21 protein-coding genes and 2 pseudogenes are annotated in these 24,887 nt (G+C 70.3%); 11 read left to right on the top strand and 12 right to left on the bottom strand.

Features of this window, described 5'->3' with window-relative positions; translation table 11 throughout:
* Positions 1-5 precede the first annotated feature (5 nt).
* Together HNR22_RS21530 and HNR22_RS21525 are read right to left on the bottom strand one after the other, a co-directional pair.
* Positions 6-242 (bottom strand): hypothetical protein, encoded by a 237-nt coding sequence (locus HNR22_RS21530; RefSeq protein ID WP_179781848.1) that lies wholly within the window; start codon positions 240-242, stop codon positions 6-8.
* Positions 243-340: 98 nt separating this feature from the next.
* Positions 341-1,228 (bottom strand): L,D-transpeptidase family protein, encoded by an 888-nt coding sequence (locus HNR22_RS21525; protein WP_179781847.1) that lies wholly within the window; start codon positions 1,226-1,228, stop codon positions 341-343.
* 172 nt (positions 1,229-1,400) lie between these two features.
* Here HNR22_RS21525 and HNR22_RS21520 point away from each other — a divergent pair, with 172 nt between their 5' ends.
* Complete coding sequence (locus HNR22_RS21520) at positions 1,401-3,080, top strand: DNA repair helicase XPB (RefSeq protein WP_179781846.1); 1,680 nt, start codon at positions 1,401-1,403, stop codon at positions 3,078-3,080.
* A gap of 214 nt (positions 3,081-3,294) precedes the next feature.
* Here HNR22_RS21520 and HNR22_RS21515 read toward each other — a convergent pair whose 3' ends face one another.
* Both HNR22_RS21515 and HNR22_RS21510 read right to left on the bottom strand, forming a co-directional pair.
* The gene (locus HNR22_RS21515) at positions 3,295-4,560 is read right to left on the bottom strand and encodes a glycosyltransferase (protein WP_343059908.1); all 1,266 of its coding nucleotides are present in this window, start codon (positions 4,558-4,560) and stop codon (positions 3,295-3,297) included.
* 4 nt (positions 4,561-4,564) lie between these two features.
* A complete protein-coding gene (locus tag HNR22_RS21510; protein ID WP_179781845.1) occupies positions 4,565-5,149 on the bottom strand; it encodes a tetratricopeptide repeat protein in 585 nt (194 codons plus the stop codon).
* A gap of 371 nt (positions 5,150-5,520) precedes the next feature.
* On the opposite strand from HNR22_RS21510, the gene HNR22_RS31735 reads away from it, so the two are divergent.
* Both HNR22_RS31735 and HNR22_RS31730 read left to right on the top strand, forming a co-directional pair.
* Positions 5,521-6,921: a hypothetical protein gene (locus HNR22_RS31735; protein ID WP_218906577.1), complete on the top strand. Its 1,401-nt coding sequence runs from the start codon at positions 5,521-5,523 to the stop codon at positions 6,919-6,921.
* A gap of 703 nt (positions 6,922-7,624) precedes the next feature.
* Positions 7,625-7,867: a class I tRNA ligase family protein gene (locus tag HNR22_RS31730; RefSeq protein WP_218906575.1), complete on the top strand. Its 243-nt coding sequence runs from the start codon at positions 7,625-7,627 to the stop codon at positions 7,865-7,867.
* 126 nt (positions 7,868-7,993) lie between these two features.
* On the opposite strand, the pseudogene HNR22_RS31460 reads toward HNR22_RS31730, so the two are convergent.
* Positions 7,994-8,143, bottom strand: a pseudogene (locus tag HNR22_RS31460) (zinc metalloprotease); the annotation flags it as partial.
* Here HNR22_RS31460 and HNR22_RS21495 point away from each other — a divergent pair.
* Positions 8,142-8,309: pseudogene (locus HNR22_RS21495) on the top strand (hypothetical protein); the annotation flags it as partial. The pseudogenes HNR22_RS31460 and HNR22_RS21495 sit on opposite strands and share 2 nt — an antisense overlap.
* Positions 8,310-8,438: 129 nt before the next feature.
* On the opposite strand, the gene HNR22_RS31725 reads toward HNR22_RS21495, so the two are convergent.
* From HNR22_RS31725 to HNR22_RS21475, 5 genes are all read right to left on the bottom strand, one after another.
* Complete coding sequence (locus HNR22_RS31725; protein ID WP_281374174.1) at positions 8,439-8,564, bottom strand: hypothetical protein; 126 nt, start codon at positions 8,562-8,564, stop codon at positions 8,439-8,441.
* Positions 8,565-8,763: 199 nt separating this feature from the next.
* Entirely contained in the window at positions 8,764-9,030 is a 267-nt protein-coding gene (locus tag HNR22_RS21490; protein WP_179781843.1) for a hypothetical protein, read from the bottom strand.
* Between the two features lie 7 nt (positions 9,031-9,037).
* Positions 9,038-13,321, bottom strand: coding sequence for a polymorphic toxin-type HINT domain-containing protein (locus tag HNR22_RS21485; RefSeq protein ID WP_179781842.1), 4,284 nt, complete (start codon positions 13,319-13,321; stop codon positions 9,038-9,040).
* Positions 13,322-14,104: 783 nt separating this feature from the next.
* Positions 14,105-15,058, bottom strand: coding sequence for a zinc metalloprotease (locus tag HNR22_RS21480; RefSeq protein ID WP_179781841.1), 954 nt, complete (start codon positions 15,056-15,058; stop codon positions 14,105-14,107).
* A 157-nt stretch (positions 15,059-15,215) separates the two neighbouring features.
* Positions 15,216-15,968: a TIGR03089 family protein gene (locus HNR22_RS21475; protein WP_179781840.1), complete on the bottom strand. Its 753-nt coding sequence runs from the start codon at positions 15,966-15,968 to the stop codon at positions 15,216-15,218.
* A gap of 142 nt (positions 15,969-16,110) precedes the next feature.
* Between HNR22_RS21475 and HNR22_RS21470 the strand changes: the two genes are divergently transcribed.
* Positions 16,111-17,199, top strand: a complete 1,089-nt coding sequence (locus tag HNR22_RS21470) for a hypothetical protein (protein ID WP_179781839.1) — start codon at positions 16,111-16,113, stop codon at positions 17,197-17,199.
* A gap of 252 nt (positions 17,200-17,451) precedes the next feature.
* Here the strand turns inward: HNR22_RS21470 and ligD (HNR22_RS21465) are convergent, their stop codons facing one another.
* Together ligD (HNR22_RS21465) and ligD (HNR22_RS21460) are read right to left on the bottom strand one after the other, a co-directional pair.
* The gene (gene ligD / locus HNR22_RS21465) at positions 17,452-18,363 is read right to left on the bottom strand and encodes a non-homologous end-joining DNA ligase (protein ID WP_179781838.1); all 912 of its coding nucleotides are present in this window, start codon (positions 18,361-18,363) and stop codon (positions 17,452-17,454) included.
* The gene (gene ligD, locus HNR22_RS21460; RefSeq protein ID WP_179781837.1) at positions 18,353-19,294 is read right to left on the bottom strand and encodes a non-homologous end-joining DNA ligase; all 942 of its coding nucleotides are present in this window, start codon (positions 19,292-19,294) and stop codon (positions 18,353-18,355) included. The genes ligD (HNR22_RS21465) and ligD (HNR22_RS21460) overlap by 11 nt, the downstream gene beginning before the upstream one ends.
* Positions 19,295-19,379: 85 nt before the next feature.
* Between ligD (HNR22_RS21460) and ku the strand changes: the two genes are divergently transcribed.
* From ku to HNR22_RS21430, 6 genes are all read left to right on the top strand, one after another.
* Positions 19,380-20,408: a non-homologous end joining protein Ku gene (ku, locus tag HNR22_RS21455; protein WP_179781836.1), complete on the top strand. Its 1,029-nt coding sequence runs from the start codon at positions 19,380-19,382 to the stop codon at positions 20,406-20,408.
* Positions 20,409-20,481: 73 nt separating this feature from the next.
* Positions 20,482-21,120, top strand: a complete 639-nt coding sequence (locus HNR22_RS21450; protein WP_179781835.1) for a DUF4241 domain-containing protein — start codon at positions 20,482-20,484, stop codon at positions 21,118-21,120.
* 110 nt (positions 21,121-21,230) lie between these two features.
* Positions 21,231-21,950, top strand: coding sequence for an FKBP-type peptidyl-prolyl cis-trans isomerase (locus HNR22_RS21445; RefSeq protein WP_179783664.1), 720 nt, complete (start codon positions 21,231-21,233; stop codon positions 21,948-21,950).
* A 189-nt stretch (positions 21,951-22,139) separates the two neighbouring features.
* Positions 22,140-22,964: an SCO6745 family protein gene (locus HNR22_RS21440; protein ID WP_179783663.1), complete on the top strand. Its 825-nt coding sequence runs from the start codon at positions 22,140-22,142 to the stop codon at positions 22,962-22,964.
* Between the two features lie 32 nt (positions 22,965-22,996).
* Positions 22,997-23,650 carry an HAD family hydrolase gene (locus HNR22_RS21435; protein ID WP_088951208.1) on the top strand — a complete coding sequence of 218 codons (654 nt, stop codon included), beginning with the start codon at positions 22,997-22,999 and terminating at the stop codon, positions 23,648-23,650.
* 70 nt (positions 23,651-23,720) lie between these two features.
* Positions 23,721-24,731 carry an NADPH:quinone reductase gene (locus HNR22_RS21430; RefSeq protein ID WP_179781834.1) on the top strand — a complete coding sequence of 337 codons (1,011 nt, stop codon included), beginning with the start codon at positions 23,721-23,723 and terminating at the stop codon, positions 24,729-24,731.
* Positions 24,732-24,887: the final 156 nt, after the last annotated feature.

The raw sequence follows: 24,887 nt of genomic DNA, 5'->3' as shown, positions 1-24,887 counted from the left end.
GTCGGTCAGCGGCGGCTGCGGCGAAACGTGCCGACCACCGAAATGATCAGGAGCAGCGCGAAACCGGCGCCGGCGGACTCCCCGACCGAGTCGACGAAGCCCTGCCGCAGCACCAGCCAGCCGAAGAGGAACCACCCGACGAGGAGCGTCGCGGCGACGGCGTACGCGATCACGGTCCCGCGGGACACCTCGTCGGGTGGTGCTTGCTCATACTCCGCGATCACGTCACGGTCGACCGTCATGCCAAGCCTCCCCGCCCGGTCCGGCCCTGGACTCCCAGCGTGACACTCGTTGGACCGGTCGGACAGGGGGTTATCCCCCGCGATTCGCCGTGTGTCGCTCAGGTGCCGGGGCGGCGGCCGATCAGCACCACCCGGGTGCCGACCTTCCCCAGCTCCCACATCCGGACCGCGTCGGCGTGCAGGAGGTTGACGCAGCCGTGCGAGCCGATCGGCTTGTCGTGCAGGTAGGTGGTGGTTTCGTGGAAGCCCATGCCCTGGGTGAAGTGCTGCCAGTAGGGCAGCCACACCTCGTACGGGTCGGACCACTCCTTGGGATTGCGGAAGTTGACGGTGAACGTGCCGGCCGGGGTGCGGTAGCCGGACATGCCGGTGCGGGTCACCGTCGGCTCCATGATCACCTTGCCGCCGCGCATCGCCCAGACGGTCTGCCGGGTCAGGTCCACGCAGAACGTCGTGCCCGCGCCGGCCTTGCAAGCGGCCGGGTCGGTGGTGGCGAGGCGTTGGGCCACGTCGTACGTGGTCGGTCCGGCGCGACCCTCGACGGGGCGAATGCCGTACCTCTTCTGGAACTTCTTGATCGCGGCGCAGTCGGCGGCGGACTGCCGGCCGTCCACGGTCACCGTCCCGAACCCGCCCAACCGGGCGAGGTAGGTCTCCACCTCGCGCTGGTGCTGGCCCTGCGGACAGCCGGCGACGGTCGGCGTGCCGGTGCTGGGGGTCGGCTTCGGCGTTGCGCTGCGCGTGGGTTTCGGCGTCGGGGACCGGGTTGCCTTCGGCGTGGGGCTGGGCGCGGCCGGCGTGGGCCGGCCGCGCTGGCCCGCGCCGGGCGTGTCGCTCGCCCCCGTTGCCTGGTCCGCCGCACCGGCTGGGGCGGCTCCCCCGCCACCACTCCCGCCGGACTGCGGATCGAACGTGCACGCACCAGCGCCGACCAGCACGACCACCAGCAAGGCGACCAGCCGGGAGGTGCTCCGAACACACTTCATGGCAGCTCCCCCTACAGTCGTCCCTTTGCTAGACGTTCGTGAGTGCCGTCCCGGTTGCACCTGGTGAGCATCTTTCTTCCGACAGCCGGCACCGTGCAACACTGGATGGTCGGCCAGCAGCGGGTATGCGACCCGCTTGGGCCGGACGGCCAACCGAGGAGAGGACGCTCGCGTGAGCGGTGGACCACTGATCGTGCAGTCGGACAAGACCCTGCTGCTGGAGATCGACCACCCCGACGCGCAGGCGTGCCGGATGGCGATCGCACCGTTCGCCGAGTTGGAGCGCTCGCCGGAGCACGTGCACACCTACCGGCTGACCCCGCTGGGCCTGTGGAACGCCCGGGCCGCGGGGCACGACGCGGAGGGTGTGGTCGACTCGCTGCTCAAGTACTCCCGCTACCCGGTGCCGCACGCGCTGCTGGTCGACGTGGCCGACACGATGGACCGCTACGGCCGACTCCAGCTCGCCAACGACCCGGCGTACGGGCTGGTGCTGCGCGCGCTGGACCGGCTGGTGCTGATCGAGGTGGCCAAGAGCAAGAAGCTCGCCGGGATGCTCGGCGACAAGATCGACGACGACACCATCCGGGTGCACCCGTCCGAGCGTGGCCGACTCAAGCAGGCGTTGCTCAAGCTGGGCTGGCCTGCGGAGGACCTCGCCGGTTACGTCGACGGTGAGGCGCACCCGATCGAGCTGGCCGAGGCCGGCAAGGACGGGCGCAAGCCGTGGACGCTGAGGTCGTACCAGCGGGAGGCCGTCGAGGCGTTCTGGGCCGGCGGGTCGGGTGTGGTGGTGCTGCCCTGCGGCGCCGGCAAGACCCTGGTCGGCGCGGCGGCGATGGCCGAGGCGAAGGCGACCACGCTGATCCTGGTCACCAACACGGTCGCCGGCCGGCAGTGGAAGCGGGAGCTGATCGCCCGCACGTCGCTGACCGAGGAGGAGATCGGCGAATACTCGGGCGAGCGCAAGGAGATCCGCCCGGTCACCATCGCCACGTACCAGGTGCTCACCTCGCGGCGCGGCGGCGCGTTCACCCACCTGGACCTGTTCGGGGCCCGCGACTGGGGCCTGGTCATCTACGACGAGGTGCACCTGCTGCCCGCGCCGATCTTCCGGTTCACCGCGGACCTGCAGGCCCGCCGTCGGCTGGGCCTCACGGCGACTCTGGTACGCGAGGACGGCCGCGAGGGTGACGTCTTCAGCCTGATCGGCCCGAAGCGGTACGACGCGCCGTGGAAGGACATCGAGTCGCAGGGCTGGATCGCCCCGGCCGAGTGCACCGAGGTCCGGGTCACCCTGACCGACGCGGAGCGCATGTCGTACGCGACGGCGGAGGCCGAGGAGCGCTACCGGATGGCGGCGACCGCTCGCACGAAGCTGCCGGTGGTCAAGGCACTGGTGGACCGGCACCCGGACGACCAGGTGCTGGTGATCGGCGCGTACATCGACCAGCTGCACCAGCTCGGCGAATATCTCGACGCGCCGATCATCCAGGGTTCGACCACCAACAAGGAGCGGGAGCGGCTGTTCGACGCGTTCCGCACCGGGGAGATCCGCACGCTGGTGATCTCGAAGGTCGGGAACTTCTCGATCGACCTGCCCGAGGCGGCGGTGGCGATCCAGGTGTCGGGCACGTTCGGGTCGCGCCAGGAGGAGGCGCAGCGGCTGGGTCGGGTGCTGCGGCCGAAGGCCGACGGCCGCCAGGCGCACTTCTACACGGTGGTGTCCCGGGACACGATCGACACCGAGTACGCGGCGCACCGGCAGCGCTTCCTCGCCGAGCAGGGGTACGCGTACACGATCGTCGACGCCGACGACGTCCTCGGCCCGTCGCTGCCGTCGTTCGACTGAGCGCCGCGCGCGACCTTGATCGACTCGGTCTTCAGAAAGCTGCGGTGTCCGAGGCGCGTTGATGCCCCGTTTTCCTGAAAGCCGAGTCGATCAGATTGACCAGCCTGCGTAGGCCGCTCCAGAACGTCTCGGTGAACATCGGGTCGGACGTTCCTGCTGCCGTGGGGCGTCCTGCCCTGGCCGGAGGCCGCAGGGCCGTGTTTCGGCGGTCGGCTCAGATCGTCAACAGGCCTCCGTTGCGGGTCTCGTCCTTCACCGCGATCAGGTTCGCCACGACGTACGGGATGTTGTTCGCCTGGTGGAAATCGCTCGGGAAGTACGTGCCCAGGCGAGACACCTGGAATCGGCAGCGGATCTCCGGCACGAAGCGTGCGTACTGGTCGTTGGTGAAATACCAGAACGAGTTCTCGTTGTAGAACGCGACGTGCGTCGGGTCCTGGTACGCGCCCCGTCCGTCCGAACTGGGCGTCAGGGACAGCAGCAACCCGTTCGGGGCGAGGACCCGGTACAACTCGTTGAAGATCCCGATCTTGTCCGGGATGTGCTCCAGGAAGTCGACCGCCCGGATCACCCCGACGCTGTTGTCCGGCAGGTCGATCCCCTTCGTGACGTCACAGACGATGTCCACGCCGTCCCCGGCACGGCGATCCAGCCCGAGGAACCCCTCCGGCTTGTTGTACGCCGCTCCCATATCCAGGGCCAGCAGGTCCCGCCGTTTCGCCCAGGCCAACGCGTTGAACTGGATGTTACGGTCGTAGATCTCCACGGACCGCCGCTGGATGCGCGCGTTGACCTCGGGGTCGCGCTGGGTGTTCCGGGTGTGCATCCGTTGCAGGTAAAGGCACTTGGGGATCTGGTGGAACTCGGCCGCCTGGTACAGCCGGCACATCAGGTCGAGGTCGTCGGCCACGTCGAGTTCCTCGTTGTAGCCGCCCACCTTCTCGTACAGATCCCGTCGGAACGCCCGGACATGGTTCGGGGCGTACCAGATGTAGCTGACGTTGTGCGGCGTCGGCTCCAGCGAGTAGCAGGCCAACACCTCACGCCCGTCGACCCGCTCGTCGCGGTAGCGCCACCCGTGCGCGGCGGCGAACCGCGAGTCGTCCCGGCTGCCGTCCTCGCTGATCTGCGCCGTGTCGCTGTAGACGAAGCCCGCCCCGGGGTTCGCGTCGAAGGCGGCCACCACCTCCGCCAGGCAGTCGCTGCTGAGCAGGTCGTCGTCGTCGAGTTCGACGAGGATGTCCCCGTACGCCTCGGCGCAGGCCTGTCGCTTCACCGCACCGACACCGGACAGCCCGTCGCGCACCAGGAGGCGGATCCGTGGATCGTTCGCCTCGGGGCGCCACCGGGTGCCCTGGTTGAGAATGACCACCCATTCCCAGTCCGCGTACGTCTGCGCCAGCAGGGACTGCAGACAATCGTCCAGGAAGCGGGTTCGGTTGCTACCCGTGAAGACCGTGACGTGTGGCGCCTTCACCACGCGATCATCCCTTTGTCTTCTGCGGGCGGAAGTCCTCGGGGACCGCAGACGCCAGCTTCGGATCTGCCTTGATCGCCGACGCGAACGCCTCCCGGGCGCCCGTCCGGTCCTGCTGCTTGACGAGCATCAACCCCAGCCGCAGGTAGGCCGTGGAAGCGCCCTCATCGGCATCGACGATCTTGCGATACAACGCGACCGCCTCGTCCGGCTTCGCCTCCTCCAACAGCATTGCCTTGTTGTAGAGGGCGGGCCGGTAGGAACCGTCGATCTGCAGCGCCTTGTCGTAGTCCGCCACCGCTTCGTCGGTTGCGTTACGCGACTGGGCGAGGTAGCCGAGGTTGAACCAGGCGAACTTGTTGTCCCCCTGAAGCGCGACCACCTTCTCGAAGGTTGCCTTCGCCTCGTCGGACTTGCCGGCCTGCCCCTGCTCGATACCTTGCTGGAGCAGGACCTTCGGGTCCCCCTGCCCGGCCCCTGGAGCGACGGTCCCGCCGGATTCCTTCGCCATGGGCGTCTTGTCGTCACTGCACGCACCCGCCCCAGCCAGCAACACAGAGCCGCAGGCAAGTGTGCCGAACACCTGTCGCATTCTCACTGTCTTCCTCTTCCTGTCGATCATTCTGGGCGTGCTTGCCCCGATCACGACGTGCCGGGCGCGCAGATGACGTAGACAAGGCCGGGTTCTGGCTCCAGGAACTGGGCCTGCCATCCGACCGGCGTACCTCCTACTACGATCGGGGCATCCACGTTCACGCTCCCGTTCGTGACGTAGCCGCCGCCCGTCGCCACTTCGCCGGTGGGGCAGCTGACGGTTTGGAAGCCCGTCCCAGGCTCATCAGAAGATTCGACATGAACGCCCGCTAAGACGCCCTGGGCACCCTGGGCACCCTGTGGGCCCTGCGGGCCCTGGAAACCCTGCGCACCCTGCGGACCGGCCTCGCCCTGCGCGCCCTGCGCACCTTGCGGACCGGCCTCGCCCTGCGCACCCTGCGGGCCGACGGCGCCCTGCGCACCCTGGAAACCCTGCGGGCCCTGCGGACCGGGCTCGCCTTGCGCACCCTGCGGGCCAACGTCGCCCTGCGCACCCTGGAAACCCTGCGGGCCCTGCGCACCCTGAGGACCGGCCTCGCCTTGCGCACCCTGCGCACCCTGAGGACCGGCCTCGCCCTGCGCACCCTGCGGACCAACGTCACCCTGGGCACCCTGAGGACCGGCCTCGCCTTGCGCACCCTGCGGACCAACGTCGCCCTGCGCACCCTGGAAACCCTGCGGGCCCTGCGCACCCTGCGGACCGGCCTCGCCCTGCGCACCCTGCGCACCCTGCGCACCCTGCGAGCCCTGAGGACCGGCCTCGCCTTGCGCACCCTGCGGACCAACGTCGCCCTGCGCACCCTGGAAACCCTGCGGGCCCTGCGCACCCTGCGGACCGGCCTCGCCCTGCGCACCCTGCGCACCCTGCGAGCCCTGAGGACCGGCCTCGCCTTGCGCACCCTGCGGACCGACGTCGCCCTGCGCACCCTGCGGACCGGCCTCGCCCTGCGCACCCTGCGAGCCCTGCGAGCCCTGCGAGCCCTGCGAGCCCTGCGAGCCCTGCGGACCGGCCTCGCCCTGCGCACCCTGCGCACCCTGGAAACCCTGCGGGCCCTGCGCACCCTGCGGACCGGCCTCGCCCTGCGCACCCTGCGGACCGGCCTCGCCCTGCGCACCCTGCGCACCCTGCGGACCGGCCTCGCCCTGCGCACCCTGCGGACCAACGTCGCCCTGCGCACCCTGGAAACCCTGCGGACCCGGCGAGCCGGTCACACCCTGTGGACCCTGCTCACCCTGGAAACCCTGCGCGCCGGTAGCGCCCTGGAAGCCACGTGGGCCACGCGGACCACGCCCCCCGCGTTCGCCCTGCGGACCCTGCGGGCCCTGCGGGCCCTGCGGACCCACCTTGCCGTCATCATGGCGGCGCCGACCCGGCCCCTGGTCCTGCCACTGCCAACCCTGCGGATCGGACCATCCGTCGGGGCCGCCGTCCCGCACGAGGGTTGCCCCGGGCTGCCACGCCTGCGCCTGCCCGAACGGCCCGGGCGTGCCCTGGTAGCTGCGCTCGGCGCGGGCCTTGTGGACCACCTCGGCCGCCTGAGCGGGAGTGACGCCGGTGGTCATCCCGGCCACGATCAACACGGAGCTCAAACCCGATGCGGCCTTGATGTGCCTAGGACCCACCAGCGGCTTACGTTCCGAATTTTCCCTCATGTCCCCTCCACCGGAACGGGTCGGCACATCGCGAGACCTCCCAGGACGCGCAGGAGTCACAATATCGGCGGTACTACTCAATACAGGGCAAACGTAGTTTTCACCCCAAATCCCTAGGGACCACCCAAGGCGGGTCTACCCGTCGGGCATCGCTTCCGCACGGTGGTGTGTGTCAGACCCTGGCCGACCGGCGTGCCGATGCATCCACGGCATGGACCCGGACCCGCTCTTCGTCGACGAGGGTGACCTTGACGCCGCCCGCACCCTGGTGGAGTCAACCGACCGCGCCGAACTGTTCCTATATCCCGGCGGTCGGCACCTAGTTCGCCGGCTCCGCCCTGCCGGCGTGCGAACCGGCGGCTGCCGCCCTGCTCAGCCAGCGGTTCCTCGACTTCCCCACGACCTCTTGAGTCGCCAGAACTGACCGCCGGTCCGCAAGCGGTACGCCCACCACGGCCGCTCCGGCGCCCGACCACGGTCCCGTGAGGACAGGACGCGCGGCTGCGCCAGCTACCCGCGCCCGGCCGGGACCGTGCCGGGCTTGCCCAGGGCAGACCGACTTGGCGGCAGGCGGGGCGACCGTCCGATCCGGTACGACCGGCTGAGGCTCGCCCGGCGAGAAACGCCGAGATAGGAACGGTGGTGTGCTCCCGGCCGTGATCGCTCCGCGTCCGGACACGCCGAACCACAACGGACGCGAACTCGGCAACCTGGACCTCTGGCGGCAGGAGCGAATTTTCGACAAGTTGCGCGGGGCCAACGTTGGCGGCCCGAGATTCAGCTTCATCGACGGACCGGTCACGGCCAACAAGATCTCGGCGTGCACGCCCGCGGCCGGGCACTCAAGGACGTCTTCCAGCGGTACAGGGCGCTGCGCGGCTACCACCAGCGCTACCAGAACGGCTACGGCTGCCAGGGGCTCTGGATCGAGGTCGGCGTCGAGAAGAAGCTCGGGCTCAATTCCAAGCCCGAGATCGAGGCGTACCGGCGAGCCAAGTTCGCCCGTTCGCCCGTTCGCCAGCTGACCCGCGCACGGATCGTCGGGCCGACCCGACCAGGCTGACCGGCACGACGTCGGGGTTGGGCAACGTGAGGATCGAGAGAATGTCCAGGCTCCACCCGGAAGGGTGAAGCAGACGGGCCGGCGGGTCGCCGCAGAGCGACCTGCCGGCCCGTGACGTCCAGTGCGCTATCCGGTGCCGCCAGCGCGGAACGCCACCCAGGCCTCGCTCATCCGGTCCGCCTGGCCCGCGGTAAACATGTCCATGCAGGAGTCCTGCGTGTAGTCCACGAAGTTGTGGATCGGGTCCAGCCCGGGTGCGGTGCAGGTGTCGGCGCCGAGGGCCGACGGCCGGCAGGCGCACTTCTACACGGTGGTCTCCCGGGACACCATCGACACCGAGTACGCGGCGCGCCGGCAGCGCTTCCTCGCCGAGCAGGGGTACGCGTACACGATCGCCCACGCCGACGACGCCCTCGGCCCGAAGCTGCCAACCGTCGACTGACCCGCGCGGGCCGGTGATCGACCCGGTTCTCAGGAAGTCGCGGTGTCCGGGGCAGGCTGACGCCCCGGTTTCCTGAAAGCCGAGTCGATCAAAGCGCTGCGAGGGCGCGCCGCTCGGACCGACCCGGCGTTACGACGTGGGCGGTGGGCAGCGGCCCGGAAGGGTGACCACGCCGGGGCGGTGGTCGAAGGTGTCCATCGTGAACGACTCGTCCAGCTCCGGGTCGAAGAGGTTCTGCAGGCCGAACTGCAACACCTGCCACCACCGGCTCGAGTCGCGCTGGTCGACGGCTCCACCGGACGGGTGATGGCCAGACAGCGCACCGGCCCGGGACCAGCAGCGGTCCCGGGCCGGCGTAGAGCGAAACTGATGGTGCAGGGCTCGACCACCATGAAGGAGCGACAGAAGCCCTTCGACGCGTTCCGCTCAGGTGAGCTGCGCACGTTGGCCAGGATCAGGCCTTTGATCTATAGCGAGCCAGCACCCTGTCGCCCATTCGATCCACATCACCAATCGAAGAAAGTGGATTCATGTCAGCATCGAAGACCTCCAACATCGTCCGAGAATCAGGCATCGGGACACCGACCGCCTGACGAAAGACCATGAGGAAATTAAATGGCGTCAGCACGAATTCATCTTCATCCCGAAGAAATTCAACGATCTTGGAGAGCGCCACCCCCGCCATTACCATACGTCTAACTTCGGCCGACGTCTCCTCCACTTGGGCCCTACCTTCCGAACTTCAGTTCAACGTCTGTGTATTTGCCAGGCGACCCAACTAGACGTTGGACGGTAACCTTCGTAAAGCCATTCCTTGTCGCCATCTTTCCGGTGTAGGTCTCGACAGCCGCGCTCTCGGAAGACCAACCCTGCCCGGTCAGCTTGTTAAACGTATTTAGATTGCTGGGCATCGCGGGAATCCACTTGGCCTCAATGGCAGTCACGTTACTCGGACCGAAAAAGCTCATCATATCCGCAAACATCTGGGCACCGCCTGGAGTCGTCGGGCCCGTCTCGACCGCGAAGCTCACTATTCCATTTTCGTCCATCTTCGCAAGGATGCCGCCTTCACGCCCACCATAAGTGTTAACGTATTCGACAACTTCGCAACCTGGAGTGTTGTGCACCAAGACGGGAGTCGTTCCAGCCAACACGTAGTACGTGTGATTACGACTCACTGTTAGGTTGTACATGGACTCGGCGGCGGCGAATCGAGTCACCTGGGCGACACGAGCGGCACCACCGGAGGGCGACGCCAGGTCAGTGCCGGGCATAAGAAGGCCCGCGTCGATCCACTTGTGGGCCGACGGCACCCAAAACGGATGGCCGTCCGTCGTATGAATCGTTTCGGACCGTCCGTCCGCTCCCGTCACCAGCAGATCGGTCATGGCGACATCGAGGTTGCGATGGGTCGCGGTGACCGTGTCCGGGGTGACGCCGCCGACGGCCGGGTCGGTCGACAGAACCTGGTCGCCCTTCGCCACGTCGGCGATCGGCTTGTTGGAGCCGTCCGCCATGAGCACGCGGGTCCCGGGGGCGAAACTGTTGACGCACCCCTTGAACTGCCGGACCAATCGCTCGATGGCGCTGTCGTACACCTTCGCCGCAATCGCCTCGCGTTCGAGGAATCCCGCGAACCGGGCGGCCTCAAGCCCGGCAACCGTGCCGCCGACGGTGGTGACGACGCCACCGGCACGTATGCCGTAGAGCGTCAGGAACGTCGACGTGTCGAGCGCGCCGATGAGCGAGGGCGCAATGAGCGGAGTCGTGGCGTCCAGGGCGACCATGCAGACCGCACTGCAGGAGATGGTCAGCTCGGGCAACGCGGCCAGGCCGACGCCGAGCAGGATCCCGATTCCGCCGGCCACGAGCGTCGGGTTCAGGTGATACTTGTCGGCGAGGTACTGGATGCCCTCCCCGAGCAGTTCCAACCCGGCGGTGTATCCGAGTGCCTTGACCTCCCACCCGTCACCCGGACCATTCGCGACGCAGGATGTGTAGCCCGAGCTGGTGTTCGGCTGGTAGTCCAGCCGCACCTGCGGGTGGAGCTTCTCGCAGGTCGGGCCGTTCTTCCACTCCCGGTAGAGCATCTTCGCGAAGTCGTTGACCGGGTTGGTGATGAGGTAAGAGCAGAGCCGGTAGCCGGCCGGGTTGTTCTCAAAGTCCGTCGCGCACTGCTCGTCCCGCTGCCGGACCGTCTCCTCGTACTCACCCTGGGCCTTGTCGACGTACGCTCTGATCGCGGCATTCGCGGCGGCAATGGCGGCATCGCGGTCCTTGCCCGCCTGCACCGCCGACGCCATCGCCTCGGAGGCGGAACGGTATGCCCGGGCAGCGCTGGAAACCGCCTGCTGCTCCGAGAGTGTCGCCTGCGCAGCCGAGACCGCCGCGCTCTCCGCGGACGCGTTCGCGCTGGCCGCCGCCTGCCTGGCGGTCGCCGCCGCCGCAGCGGCTCGGGCCGCGGAGGCCGTCGCGCTGTCCGCGGACGCCTTCGCCTGCAGCGCGTACCCTCGCGCCTGGTTCGACGATTCCACCGCCTGTTGCGCGTACGTCGCCGCCTGTTGCGCATCGCGCCGCGCGGTGGCCGCGACGGCCTGCGCCTCCTGGGCGTCCTGAAGGGCAGTGGTGGCGACGCGGAACGCCTGTGCCACAAGGGCGCTGACGACGGCGTCGTGCTTGGCCGAATCCTGGTCGGCCTGCGCTGCGGAGAATCGCCCGGTGGCCAGGAACTCGTGTGCGGCTGCCTTGGGGGCGTCCAGAGCGACCTGAGCAGCCGCCCTCAGCTCGGGCCCACTCTCCGGGTCGCTGAGGATCCGATTGATGGCGATCCGGTCATCGGCAGCGAGGGCGTCGTACTGCCCACGGTCGATGACCTGACGGAGCTGGGCGCCGTCGTTGGAGTCGAGCGCCGCCTGGGCGCGCTGGACGACAGTGCCGTGTCCGGCCGCGCGCGCCGTCGCCAAGATCTGGTTGACCTTGAGACGGTCGTCGATGACTCGGCCCGGATAGTCCTTGCTGGCGAGGAAGCGCGCCACATCGGCATCCGTACCGGCCAACGCGGTCTGGGCGGCCTGACGCAGCCCGGCGGTGTCGCCGTTGACAGCGATCGTCCCCGCCGTGATCCGGTCGTCCTGCCCGGCGGCGACCGCCAGGTCGGTCCGGACGAAGTTCATCGCCATGTCGTCGTCGCCGCTCAGGGCCTGCTTGGCGGCCTCACGACTCCACGTTCCGGTCGCCGACAGCAGCGTCAGGGCAACCTTGCGAGCGGCCAGAACGGCGGTCGCGGCCGGGGTGGCGGGGTTGACCGCTTCGGCGATGAGTCGGTTCGTCTCCGCACCGCGTTGTGCTGCCTGATCCGCGTCGCGACGGGCCCGCTCCTGCTGCTGGGCCTCGGCGGCACTCGCGTCGATCGCAGTCTCGTCGGCCTGCTCGAAGGTGATCTGGATCCGGTCGGCGTCGGCGGTCCGTGCCGCGTCGTACACGACCTTGGCCTGGTTGGCGGCATCGGACGCGGCCAGTGCGGCCGCACTCGCGGCGTTGGCGTGCGCCGTGGCCTGCGCCGCCGCCACCGCGGCGTCCCCGGCATGGTCGGCCGCTTCGTTCGCCGCCCTGGCCGCGGCCCGGGCATTGTCGGCAGCCCGCAGGGCCGCAGCGCGGGACGCGTCGGCAGCGGTGGCGGCTGCCGCGGCGAACTTCACCGCACTCTGCGCCGCCCGGGTGGCGCGATTGGCTGCGGCCCGGGCCTTGCCCGCGGCGGCGCGCGCCTCGCTGGCATCCGCCCCCGCCTGCACGGCGTAGTCGCCGCTCTCCAACGCGGCCGCCGCGGCCGCGTTCGCCGCCGTACCGGCGTTCGCCGCCGCCTGCGCGGCGGTTCCAGCCTTGCGAGCAGCGGTGCCTGCCTGCTCGGCGGCGACAGCCGAATCGGCGGCCTTGTCGGCGATGAGGTTCGCCGCCTCCGCCGCCTTGCGCGCGTCTGCCGCCTTCGTCGCATCGGTCGCGGCGTTCGAGGCGGCTCGGTAGGCGGCCGAAGCCGCCTTCCCGGCCATGGCAGCGGCCCAGGCGGCGCGGGCGGCGGCGTTGGACGCCTGCCGCGCCGCGTGCGCGGCGTCCTGGGCCGCGGAAACGGCAGCCCTGGCTGCACGGGCCGCATTGCCGGCGGCGACGGCCGCCTGCTTCGCCGCGACTGCCGCTGCGGTCGCGTCGTTCTTCGCCGCAGCGGTGGCCTGCGCCGCCGCCTGCGCCGACTTGCGTGCTTCCTCGGCCGCTCTGGCCGCCCGCTCGCCCGCTTCCTTCGCCGCGTCGGTCTCCTGCGCGGCCTGCTGGCCGGCGCTGGTGGCCGCGTTCACCAGATCACTGATCGTCGCCGTTTCCTCGTCCCGGGCGGTGGCCACAGCCCAGTCGACGTCGATGAACTGCGTCAGCGCGCTGGCGGTGCCGATGCCCAGAGCCCGCTGGGCCGCCGCCTTCACCTCTGGACCACCGGCCGCCAACAGCTGGTTGACCCGGAGCCGCTGATCGGTCTGCCAGGGGGTCCGCCAACCCGAGTCCAGGAACGTCTGGTAGGCCTCTGCCGTACCCGCGTCCAGCGCCTTCTGGCCGGCAGCGCGCAGCTGGGTGCCGCCGGTCGCCATGATCTGGTTGACCCGGACCCGCTGGTCACCCTCCCACGGTTGCCGCCAGCCGGATTCCAGGAAGGCACCCAGAGCAGCCGGGTCGGAAGAGTCGAGAGCCACCTGGGCGGCCGCGCGGACGGATGGTCCACCGGCAGCCATCATCTGGTTGACGCTGACCCGATCGTCGACCGGTGCCCGTTGTGGCCACACCGTTTGGAGAAAGGCGCACACCTGGGCCCCGGATCCGAGCAGCGCCTTCTCGGCCTCCGGTCTGACGGTGGTGCCGCCATGCTCGAAGGCCAGCAGCACCTGGGTCCGATCACAGACCGGCTCGGCCGCGGCGGCCGGCTGCAGCGGCAGAGTTGGCCCGCCGATGCTCGCCGCCACCAGGACCAGCACGCTCAGCAACCATAGTGTTACCCGCCCGCTCGTCACGCGCGCTGCCTGTCGTTTCATTCGTCTATGCCCCCGTTGCATAGTTCGGCCGGCCCCGAAACTTCGATCACACCGGATGTCACATGGGACGCACAGATGTGCACCCCGATGAGCAATGAACCGTCAACTGAACGCCCGGACTGCAGCCACAGCAGCGATGTTCGGCCAACTAAAGCAGAGTGATCGGATCCGCGCCGCCCCTGCCGATGCCGAACGTTCAGGCCGGGTGGAAGCGACAGAGACGCTTCTCGACCACACAGCGCTTCCACAAGGGACCTCGGGCGTCGCGGCATGTGGAGCACAGACGGCATCGACAGGAGGGCATCTGGACAGGGCAGATGCCGATGCGACGGAACGGGGCCGACCACCGTCATTTGGCCCGTCCGACCCGATCTAAGGACCCCGGGTCACCCGCTCGGCGGCGACGATCCGTCCCGTCTTGCCGGTTCGAGGTTGGCGCTGATCACCACTGACGCGCCTGTCGGGCAGCGGCGAGCAACCGCTTCAGCGGCTGCTCGTACTCGGCGGCGTCAACCAGCAGTCTCACCGGCGCGCAAGGCCAGCATCGTGGCGACCTCCGGACGGTGAACACCCCCGCGCAGCCTTGATCGACTCCGTTTGCTGAAAGACGCGGTGTCCGAAGCACGCCGATACCCCGCCTTCCGGGAAGCCGAGTTGATCAACGGCAGGACGAGGGGCCGACGAGTCGCATGCAGCGACCCGCCGGCCCTGACGCCCACCAGAGGGCTAGCCGGCGCGGAACGCCACCCAGGCGTCGCTCATCCGGTCGGCCTGCCCGACGGTGAACATGTTCATGCAGGAGTCCTGCGTGTAGTCCATGAAGTTGTGGATCGGGTCCAGCCCGGGTGCGGTGCAGGTGTCCGCGCCCACCGGGCAGTCGAACTGCGGGGCCGCCTCGCGCGGGGTGTCCGCGACGAAGTCGCCGGACGCGGAGCAGCCGTGCGCGAAGGTGTGCTCCAGCATCAGCCAGTGCCCGACCTCGTGCGTCAACGTGTCGCCGAGGGCGTACTTGCCGGCCGTGCCGCCCGGCATCGACTCGTCGAGCATCACCACGCCGTCGATGTAGTCGCGGCCGTTGTTGTAGCCCTTCGGGAAGTACGCCCAGCCGAGGAGCCCGCCGCCGATGTTGGCCGCGTACACGTTCAGGGTCTCCGAGTCGCCGGTGTACAGCGCCTTCTTCATGTCCCGCTCGTTCTTGCCCGGCTCGACCGTGTACCAGGCGCTGTTCACCGTCCACGTGGTGTCGACGAGCGAGAACCGGAACGGCGTGTCGGCGGCGTCGCCCGCCGTACGACCCGCGAACGAGTCGTTGAGCACCGTCATCTGCGCCGCGATCAGGGTGTTCCACCTGGTCGTCTCGGCCGGGGTGAGCGGGTGGTCGGAGACCATGTGGAAGACCGTCGGGATGGTGACGCTCCCGTTGGGCAGACGCGGCGCGTCCTTGATCACGCCGTAGGCGTTGGCTTCGTTCTTGGCGTACAGCCCCGGTTCCTTGGCGGTGGCACCCTCGGCGAGCCGGGCGGCGCCGTGCGCGTCGGCACCCGGTTCGCAGGCCGCGACACCGGGGGAGGCGGTCGTGGGGGCGGCCGTGGCCAGCGCCCCGGAGGCGCCGCCGGACGCCAGGAACGTGGCGGCGGTGGCGGTGAGGACCGCCAGTCGGAAGGTCGATCTCCTGTGCATCGGTGCACCTTTCAGTGAGGGAGCGGTGCGCTGTCGATGACGTCGTCGTTCGGGTATGAGAACATGCCGACGGCATCGACAGAAGACCCTCTGAGCAGGGCAGATGCCGATGTAACGGAACAGGGTCGGCCGGCGCTGTTTGGCCGGTCCGGCCCGATCAGAGGACCCGGGTCACCCGCTCGGCGGCGACGATCGCGTCCCGCCGCGCCGGGTCGAGGTTGGCGCTGATCACCACTGACGCACCGGCCGAGAGCGGCGCGAGCAACCACTTCAGCGGCTGCTCGGTCTCGGCGGCGTCGACCAGCAGTCGGTCGCCGGCGCGCAGGTCCAACATCGTGGCGAACTCCTGGGCGAGCGCACCCCACTGACCGTACGTGGTGCCGTCCGCTGTGGCCGGATCCGACGGGCGGATGGCGGTGTGGTCGGGGGTGGCGTCGCCTTGGCGGAGCACCTCGGCGGACCAGTCCAGCCAGCCCAACGGCACGTCGTCCAGCCGCCCCGGCCCGGTGCCGACGAGATAGCGGTGCGTCGCGTCCGGCACGTCCTCCAACCAGTCGTCCTGCCGCTCGGGCGTCACGAAGACCGCGTCGAACGGCCGGTCGCCGCCCGGTTCGAGCACCGCCAGGCCCGCGGTGGCGCGCGGTCGGAACGACACCGCCAGGCCGGAGGCCCACGCGCCCAACAACACCACGGCGGTACGCCAATGCGGAGGCAGCAGGACCGCTACGCGGCTGCCGGGGCCAAGCCCGCAGCCGTCGCGCAGGAGGCTCGCGCTGCGCGCCGCCCAGGCACCGACCTGCTGTGCGGTCAGGTCGACGCGCTCGCCGGTCGCCTCGTCGCGGTAGCTGAGCAGCGGATGTTCGGCGTCGGCGGGTCGGGCCGTCAGGTCGGCCGTGACGGTCGGCTGCATCTCCACGCTCCCCGGGTCGACGTCGGCACCACCCTACTCAACGACTTTGGTCGCACCGGTCGTCGGCCGATGGCCGTATCGGGCGACCGGGTGGCCCGTGCACGGTGCAGGTGACCCCCGAGACGCCCGTCGAGGAGCGCCGATGCCGACCGAACCAGATCCCGTCACCGCCGACCGTCCCGCCGCCGCCGACCGCCCGATCGCCGCTGACCGACTGCCGCTGCGCCGGCGGCTCCTGCCGGTGCTCGCGTTGCTCCTGCTCGCGCCCTGGGCGGCCGAGTGCTCGTGGGGTGGCTTCGCCATTGACGATTTCCTTCCGGTGCTGATCTTCCTGGGCCCGATGTACGGCGGGGCGGCGATCCTGATCCGGGAGATCGCCCGGCACCTCGGCGCGGGCTGGCCGACGATCGTGCTGCTCGCCGGCGCGTTCGGCGTACTCCAGGCCGGCCTTGTCGACCAGTCGCTGTTCAACCCCGACTACCTCGACGACACCCAGTACGCCGACACCCGTGCCGCCGCCGAGGCGACGCTGGTGCCCGGGCTGGAGTTCAGCCTCCGGCAGGCCTTCGACTACGTGGGCAACCACATCGTGCTGACCATCTGCGCGCCGATCGTCCTCGTCGAGTCGTTCCTCGGGGCGGATCGCCGACTGCGGCCGTGGCTGGGCCGGCCCGGGCTCGCCATGATCGGCGTGATCTACCTGCTCGGCAGTCTGCTGATCTTCTCGGACAGCAGCGGCCGGAAGGACTTCCTGGCCAGTCCGCTCCAGCTGACCTTCGCCACGGTGCTGGTCCTCGCCCTTGTCGCAATGGCGCTGCTGCCCCGCTGGCGTCGTCCGCGTCCGGCCGGGGTCCGTCGAGTGCCGCACCCACTCTGGGCGGCCCTGCTGGTCGTCCTCGTCCGAATCGGTGCCGACCTGGCGCCCGGCTGGGCGGGGGTGGCCATCGCGTTGGGGCTCGCCGCTGCCGTCGGAGCGCTGATCGTGTACTGGTCGTCAGGCAACGGTTGGGGGCAGCGGCACGTGTTGGCCGCCGGCACGGCGGGCCTGGTCACCGCCGCCGCGTTCGCGTACCTGGTGCCGCCCTACTCACCGGCGAGCCCGGCAGCGGCCCTGGCCGGCGACGTCGCGGTCACCGTCATCACGGCCACCCTGGTCCTGGGTGCCTGGTGGCGGCTGCGCGCTTCGCCGCCGCCCACCTCGCAGCGGGCAACGTCCAGTCACGTACGGTGACCTCGGTGCCGGTCAACCAACCACCCCACCTCACAGCCTTTGCTCTGCTTACCTATATGCGACGCACACACTCCGCTAGGAGGGTTTTCACCCCTCGACTGCGCGTCCTTCATGAAGTCCCAGTTCAACGCGGTGTTGCGTATAGGTAAGCAGAGCAAAGGTGGTGGGTGGCCCGTGTGGGCCGTCGAGACCTATAACGCTCTGTTGTGGATAGCGCCCGCACCCCTCCCGGGTATCCGTTGTCACCTGGCGTCAGACCGGCAACTCCGGGCCACCGTCGAGCAGGGGAGCAAGCAGGTCGTCGTACTCCTCGACCCGCGCCAGGACCTCGGCGGCGGTGAACTGGCGGACGGCCGGCTTCCGGCCGCGGGCGCCGGCCTCGACCTCGTCCCAGGTCAGCGGCGTCGACACGGACGGCACCGACTGGGCGCGCAGCGAGTACGGCGCGACTGTGGTCTTCGCCGCGTTGTTCTGACTCCAGTCGATGAAGACCTTGCCCGGGCGGAGGTTCTTCGCCATCTTCGACACGATCAGCTTCGGGTGGGCCTTCTCCAACTCCTGGGCGATCCGTCGGGCGTAGTCGGAGACGAGATCCGACGACTGGGTGCCCGCGATCGGGCAGCAGAGCTGCATGCCCTTCTTGCCGGAGGTCTTCGGGTACGAGTCGATCCCGTCGTCGGCGAGCCGGTCACGCATCAGCACCGCCACCGGACAACACTCGGCGAGCCCGGCCGGCGGCCCCGGGTCCAGGTCGACGACCATCATGTCCGGGTGCTCGCCGACCTTCCACTGCGGCGTGTGCAGCTCCAGGGCGGCGAGGTTGGCCAGCCACACAAGCGTGGGCAGGTCGTCGGCGACCACGTAGTCGATGGTCTCCCGGCCCTTCGTCGACCCGGGGGCGGGCAGGTTCTCCACGCGCACCCAGTCCGGGGTCGAGGCCGGTGTGTTTTTCTCGAAGAACGACTTGTCGTCCACGCCGTTGGGAAAGCGGATCCGGGTGACCGGTCGGTCCCGCAGGTGCGGCAGCAGCACCGGGGAGATCCGGGTGTAGTAGTCGATCACCTCACCCTTGGTGAAGCCGGCCGCCGGGTAGAGCACCTTGTCCAGGTTGGACAACTCCAGCGGGCGGCCCTCGACGTCCACTCGTAGCCGATCAGCCGGCATCGTCGACCTCCTCCGGGGGTTTGTCCGGGCGCAACCGCAGCACCCGGGGGAAGCGCAGTCGGCCGTCCGGGGTGCGCTGGCCGTACTTCACCTCCACCACCACCCGGGGTTCTACCCAGATGGCCCCCCGGGCATCCTCGCGCGGCACACCGGGCGCGAACGGGGACGCGCCGGACCGCAGCGGCTCCAGCTCGGCGAGGAGCTGCCGTTCGATGGCGGCGCCGATCCCGCCACCGACCCGACCCCGGTAGATCAGCCGGCCGTCCGGGCCGGGCACCCCGACCAGCAGCCCGCCGATCCGGCGCGCGCCCGGCCGCCAACCGCCGATGACGAAGTCGCCGGTCACCTCCAGCTTGACCTTCACCCAGTCCGGTGAGCGCACCCCCGGGCGGTAGACGGCCCCGACCCGCTTGGCCATCACGCCCTCCAGGCCGTGCTCACCGGCCGCCTCGTAGGTGGCCGGCCCGTCGGCGAACGTCGGGGGCACCGCCCACCGGGCGCCGCCGAGCGCGAGGGCTTCCAGTGCCTCCCGGCGGCGCTCGTAGGGCCAGCCGGTCAGGTCGTCGCCGTTCCACCGGAGCAGGTCGAAGATCATGTACGTCACCGGCATGACCGCCGCCAACCGGGCCGCCTTGTTCCGGTCCCGCACGTGCATCCGCTCGGCCAGCGCGGTGAACGACGGTTGTCCGCTCTCGCCGAGCAGCACCACCTCGCCGTCGAGCAGCGCGTCGTCGACCTGCTCGGGCAGGGTGGCCAATTCCGGGTACGCGGCCGTGATCTCCACGCCGGAGCGGGCATACAGGTGCTGACCACCATTGGAGATGTCGGCGAGCGCGCGGACCCCGTCCCACTTGAACTCGTACGCCCAGCCGTCACCGGCCGGGAGCGGCCCGGTCATCGCGAGCATCGGCTTGAGCGGCGCGCCAGGCACGACCCGACTGTAGTAGCAGGCCGAACAGCTCGCGTCCGGTTCTTTCGGATGCGAGCATGGTCGATACCGGGGAAGGGAGCGCAGGATGCGTGCCATCTGGAAGGGAGCCGTGTCGTTCGGGCTCGTCTCGATCGGGGTGAGGCTCTACTCCGCGACCGAGGAGAAGGACATTCGGTTCCACCAGGTGCACCGGGAGGATGGCGGTCGGATCCGCTACAAGCGCACCTGCTCGGTCTGCGGCGAGGAGGTCACCTACGACGACATCGCCAAGGGCTACGACATCGGCGGTGGCGAGATGGTGATCCTCACCGACGAGGACTTCGCCGACCTGCCGCTGACCAGCTCACGAGCCATCGACGTGTTGGAGTTCGTGCCGGCGGAGCAGGTCGACCCGATCCTCTACAACAAGGCGTACTTCCTGGAGCCGGAGGGCGCGGCGACCAAGCCGTACGTGCTGCTGCGCGACGCGCTGATCGACTCGGAACGGGTGGCCATCGTCAAGGTGGCGCTGCGTCAGCGGGAGCAGCTCGCCACGCTGCGGGTCCGTGAGGGTGTGCTGCTGCTCAACACCATGCTCTGGCCGGACGAGATCCGTACCCCGGATTTCGGTTTCCTCGACGAGGACCTGAAGGTGCGCCCGCCGGAGCTGGCGATGGCCAGCTCCCTGATCGACTCGATGACCGGTGAGTTCGAGCCGGACGTCTTCACCGACGACTACCGGGCGGCGTTGCAGGAGGTCATCGACGCCAAGGTGGAGGGTCGGGAGGTCGTGCAGCCGGAGGAGGTCGAGGAGGCCCCGGCGGCGGCCGTGGATCTGATGGCGGCGTTGAAGGCATCGGTGGAGCGCGCCAAGGCCGCCCGCGGTGAACAGCCCGCCCGTGCTGGTGGCGGTGGTGGCGAGCCGACGCCCATCTCGTCCGCCCGGTCCGCGCAGAAGGCAGCCGAGAAGAAGGCGGCCAAGGCGCCCGCGAAGAAGACCGCGGCGAAGAAGACCGCCGAGAAGAAGGCGACCGAGCCGGCGAAGAAGACAGCCGCCAAGAAGACCGCCGCGAAGAAGGCGGAGCCGGCGAAGAAGACCACCGCGCGCAAGACCGCACCCCGCAAGAGCGCCTGACCGTACGGCAGCGACGGCGGTGTCCGCCGGGCCGGGTACGCTCCGCCGGCCGCTGGCCACCGGAGGAGCCCCCATGCCGTACACCCCTGATCTGGACCGGTTGCTGACGCCCGGTGCCCGCTTCACCGACCAGCACGGCGGATACCTGATCGAGGTCCACCCGGTGGGCGACGTCGTGTTGCCGACCGGTCAGGTGGTCGGGTGTGACCCGCTGGTCTGCCCGGAGGCCGAGCCGTTCACGGTGGCCGTGCCGCCCGGTCGGCATCCCGCCCGCGCCTGGGTGGCGGTGGTGCTACGGGAGGACGCCGAGGTGGACCGGCGGGTGGCTGCCCTGGAGCTGGTCGTCTCGGACGAGCCGACCACCCGTTGGGAACTGGCCGTCGCGGGCGACCAGGACGTCGCGACGCTCGGCGCGGACGACTACTTCGGGTACGGGGTAGACGCTGGCGCGGGCACCCTCGCCGACCCGACGGCGCTGGCAGTTCTGGAGGACTGGGACGAGGACCGGGTCGAGGAGGTCTTCATCCCGACGGAGCTGCCCGCGTCACCGGTCCCGGGGCTGATCACCGCCGTCCTGGACGAGGCCACCGGTGCCAACGTCGTCACCGTGGCCACCGGTTGGGGAGACGGTTGCTACGGCACCTGGATCGGTCGCGCCGCCGACGGTCGGGTGACCTCGTTCGTGACCGACTTCATGGTCGTCCCGGAATAACCGCCCGCGAGGCCCCGCAACTGCCTCGCTGGGCGATCCGAGGCGTCCGCGGCGGGCACGGTGGGCCGCGATGCGGGTACCGTGTGCGTCGGCTTTCCCCCCGGCACTGGGTGCCGGCCACACCTTCGCAGCAGGGAGTCGACGACGTGAGCGAGCGGACGCAGCAGAACCGGTCGGCGGGCGACCAGAGCCCGGCGACCAAGTCGGGCCGCCGGCTGGCGGCCCAGCTGGCGGCGAAGAAGGCTGCCGACGCGAAGCGACGTCGCCAGGCGTGGGCGGGCGGCCTCGCCGGCGTCGCGGTGATGGCGCTGCTGATCGGCGGTTTCGTGTGGATCGACCGGAACCGGAGCGACGACAAGCCCGCCAACCAGGCCGGCGCGACCCCGTCCGCCGCCGCACCGGCCGCGGACGCCCCCACCGCGCCCCCCGCACCGCAGCTGCCCGAGGGTTCCGACCCGGCGCTGGGCAGCAAGCCGACGGTGGCGAAGGGCACTGGCGACCTCAAGAAGCTCGCCGTCACCCCGCTGATCAAGGGCAAGGGCGCGGCCGTGCAGAAGGGCCAGACGATCACCACCAACTACGTGGGGGTGTTCTTCAAGGACGGCAAGGAGTTCGACTCCTCCTGGAGCAGCGGGCAGCCGGCCACCTTCCCGATCGGCGTCGGTCAGGTCATCCCCGGCTGGGACCAGGGCCTGGTCGGCGTGACCGTGGGCAGCCGGGTGCAGCTCGACATTCCGGGCGAGCTGGCGTACGGCAACGACGAGGCCGCCGCCGGTGGACGCCCGACCGGTCCGCTGCGCTTCGTGGTGGACGTGCTCGCCGCCCAGTGACCTGCCTGAATCGCCCCGGTTGTCCCCCGGTCGCGATGGAGTTGTTCACATGGGGCTTCCGACCCGTTACCCAGCGGCAGTAGGTTCGGCGTCACCCCGGGCGGTTCGCCGCCCGGGGTGAGCATCCGGGACCGGGACACGGAGGTGCATGTGACGGCGCTGGACGAGGCTGGACGAACTGCCCGCCTGATGTGGGTGCACTTCGAGCCGGTGCACGCCGTCACCTACTTTCACCCCCGGGCGCGGGCCGCGTACGAGGCGGTCGGGCTGCGCGGCTACTGGCGGGGTTACTTCGCCGGCCGGTCCGCTCCACTGGGCGCCACCGAGGCGGGTCCGGTGATCGCCGCCTTCTTCTCGTTCGCGCCGCCGATGGTGACCCGGGCGCTGCCTGCGGTGTGGCGGTTGGCGACCCCGCAGGAGGCGCTGCGTGCCCGGCTGACCGGCGCGGTGCAGGCTCTCGCGGAGCTGACGTACGAACTGCCGGAGACGCACCTGGCGGAGGCCGCCGATCTGCTGGAGCAGGCCGCGTCGGCGGCGCAGACGGCAGGCCGGGTGCTCGGCGCCGCCAACGCGGCGCTGCCGATCGGGGAGTATCCGCTGGCCCGGATCTGGCAGGCCAGCACAACACTGCGCGAGCACCGGGGCGACGGGCACGTGGCGGCGCTGGTGGCCGCCGGCCTGGACCCGGTGGAGACGCTGGCTTACAAGGTCGCGGTGGACATGTCACCGGTGAACCTGCTGGGCCGGGGCTGGTCCGAGGAGCAGTGGCACGCCGCCCGCGAGCGACTCACGCAGCGGGGCTGGCTGAGCGGAGACGGCACGGTTACCGACGTCGGCCTGGCCGGGTTCGAGGCGGTCGAGGAAGCCACCGACCGGGCCGCCGCGCATCCGTGGCAGGCGCTCGGCCAGGACGGCACGGACCGGCTTCGGGAGCTGCTGGAACCCATCGCCCGGTCCTGCCACACGTTGATCCCGGCGGGAAGCCCGATCGGGCTGCCCGCACTGCCCGGCTGACCGGGCACCCGCCCATCGGGCAGGATGGGCCCGTGGCGGATGCGGTGGTCTTCGACCTGGACGGCGTGATCGTGGATTCCGAGCCGGTGTGGGAGGAGGTCCGCCGGGCGTACGTGGCGGCGCACGGCGGGACGTGGCAACCGGACACGCAACGTCGCCTGATGGGGATGAGCACCGGGGAGTGGGCCCACTACCTCAGCGGCGAGTTGGGCGTCGACCGCACGGCCGAGCAGGTCGCGAGCGAGGTCGTCGAGGAGATGACCCGACGCTATCGGGACCACGTACCCCTCATAGACGGCGCCGATCAGGTCGTCCGCCGGCTCGCCGCGCGCTGGCCGCTGGGGCTGGCCAGCTCGTCGCCGACCCGGCTGATCGAGGCGGCACTGGCCGCCACCGGCCTGACCGACGCGTTCGGCGCGACCCTCTCCACCGAGCAGACCGAGCGGGGCAAGCCCGCACCGGACGTGTACCTCAGCGTCGCGCAGCGCCTCGGCGTCGACCCGGCCCGCTGCGTCGCGGTGGAGGACTCGTCCAACGGGGTGCGCTCAGCGGCCGCGGCGGGTATGCGGGTGGTGGCGGTGCCGCACGGTTCGTACCCGCTCGACCCGGACGCCGCCCGGCTGGCCGTGGTGACGCTGGGAGCGATCGGTGAGCTGACCCCGGAGCTGGTGGACGACCTGGGTTGATCGAGGCTGAGCGGGGTACCGCAGCCGGCGGTGCTCGGCGCGGATGCCGCGCATGGTGAGGAGATCACGGATGAAGGCCATCGTGTACGAGCGCACCGGCGACCCTTCGGTGCTGGAGCTGGTCGACAGGCCGGTGCCGGAGCCGACTGCGGGCGAGGTTCTGGTGCGGATGGCGGTCGCGGGGGTGAACCCGACGGACTGGAAGTCCCGCCGCAGCTCCCCGCCGAACGGGTGGCAGATTCCCGGGCAGGACGGCGCGGGGGTGGTGGAGGCGGTCGGCGAAGGGGTCGACCCGGACCTGATCGGTGAGCGCGTCTGGATCTGGGAGGCCGCCTGGCAGCGGCCGTGGGGCACGTCGGCGGAGTACACGTTGGTGCCGGTCCGGCAGGCGGTACGCCTCGGTGACGCCCCGTTCGAGCTGGGAGCCGCCCTGGGCATCCCGTTCCTCACCGCGCACCGCTGTCTGACCGCCGGCGAGTTCATGCCGGACACGCTGCGCGCCGGTGCGCTGGCGGACCACACAGTGCTGGTGCAGGGCGGGGCCGGCGCGGTGGGCAACGCCGCGATCCAGCTCGCCCGTTGGGCCGACGCCACGGTGATCGCCACGGTGAGCAGCGCGGAGAAGGCGCAGCTCGCGGCGGCGGCCGGCGCCTCCCATGTCATCAACTACCGGGAACAGGACGTGGTCCAGGAGGTCCACAGGATCGCCCCCGACGGGGTCCACACGGTCGTGGAGGTCTCCCCCGCCCGCAACGCCTCGGTCGACGTGCAGGTGCTGCGGCACGGCGGCGCGGTCTGCATGTACGCCGACGACGGCGGGGACGAGGTGAGCATCCCGATCCGGGCGATGATGGTGCCGAACGCCCGGTGGCAGTTCGTGCTGGTCTACACGGAGCCGAAGGCGGCCAAGGCGCAGGGTGTGAAGGACGTGGCGGCGGCGGCCAGCCAGGGTGGGATCCGGGTCGGTGCGGACGCCGGCCTGCCGCTGCACTCCTACGCCCTGGCCGAGACGGCGGCGGCGCACCAGGCGGTGGAGGACTCCGCGGTGGGCAAGGTGCTCATCACCACCAGCGACGCCTGATCGGGTCGCTGACCACCCGATTTCCCCGTCATCAGGACAGAGGCGAACAAGTTTCGCAACAATGACGGTGCGGGTAACCCCGCGTGGAACGGGCGGCCCCGGCGCGGTGCGAACGCCGGGGCCGCCCCCTGGGGAGGGATCTTCAGGAGTTGCCCC

It is taken from the genome of Micromonospora jinlongensis (assembly GCF_013410645.1).
Lineage (GTDB): Bacteria > Actinomycetota > Actinomycetes > Mycobacteriales > Micromonosporaceae > Micromonospora > Micromonospora zamorensis.
This window is presented reverse-complemented; position numbering and strand designations above follow the sequence as displayed.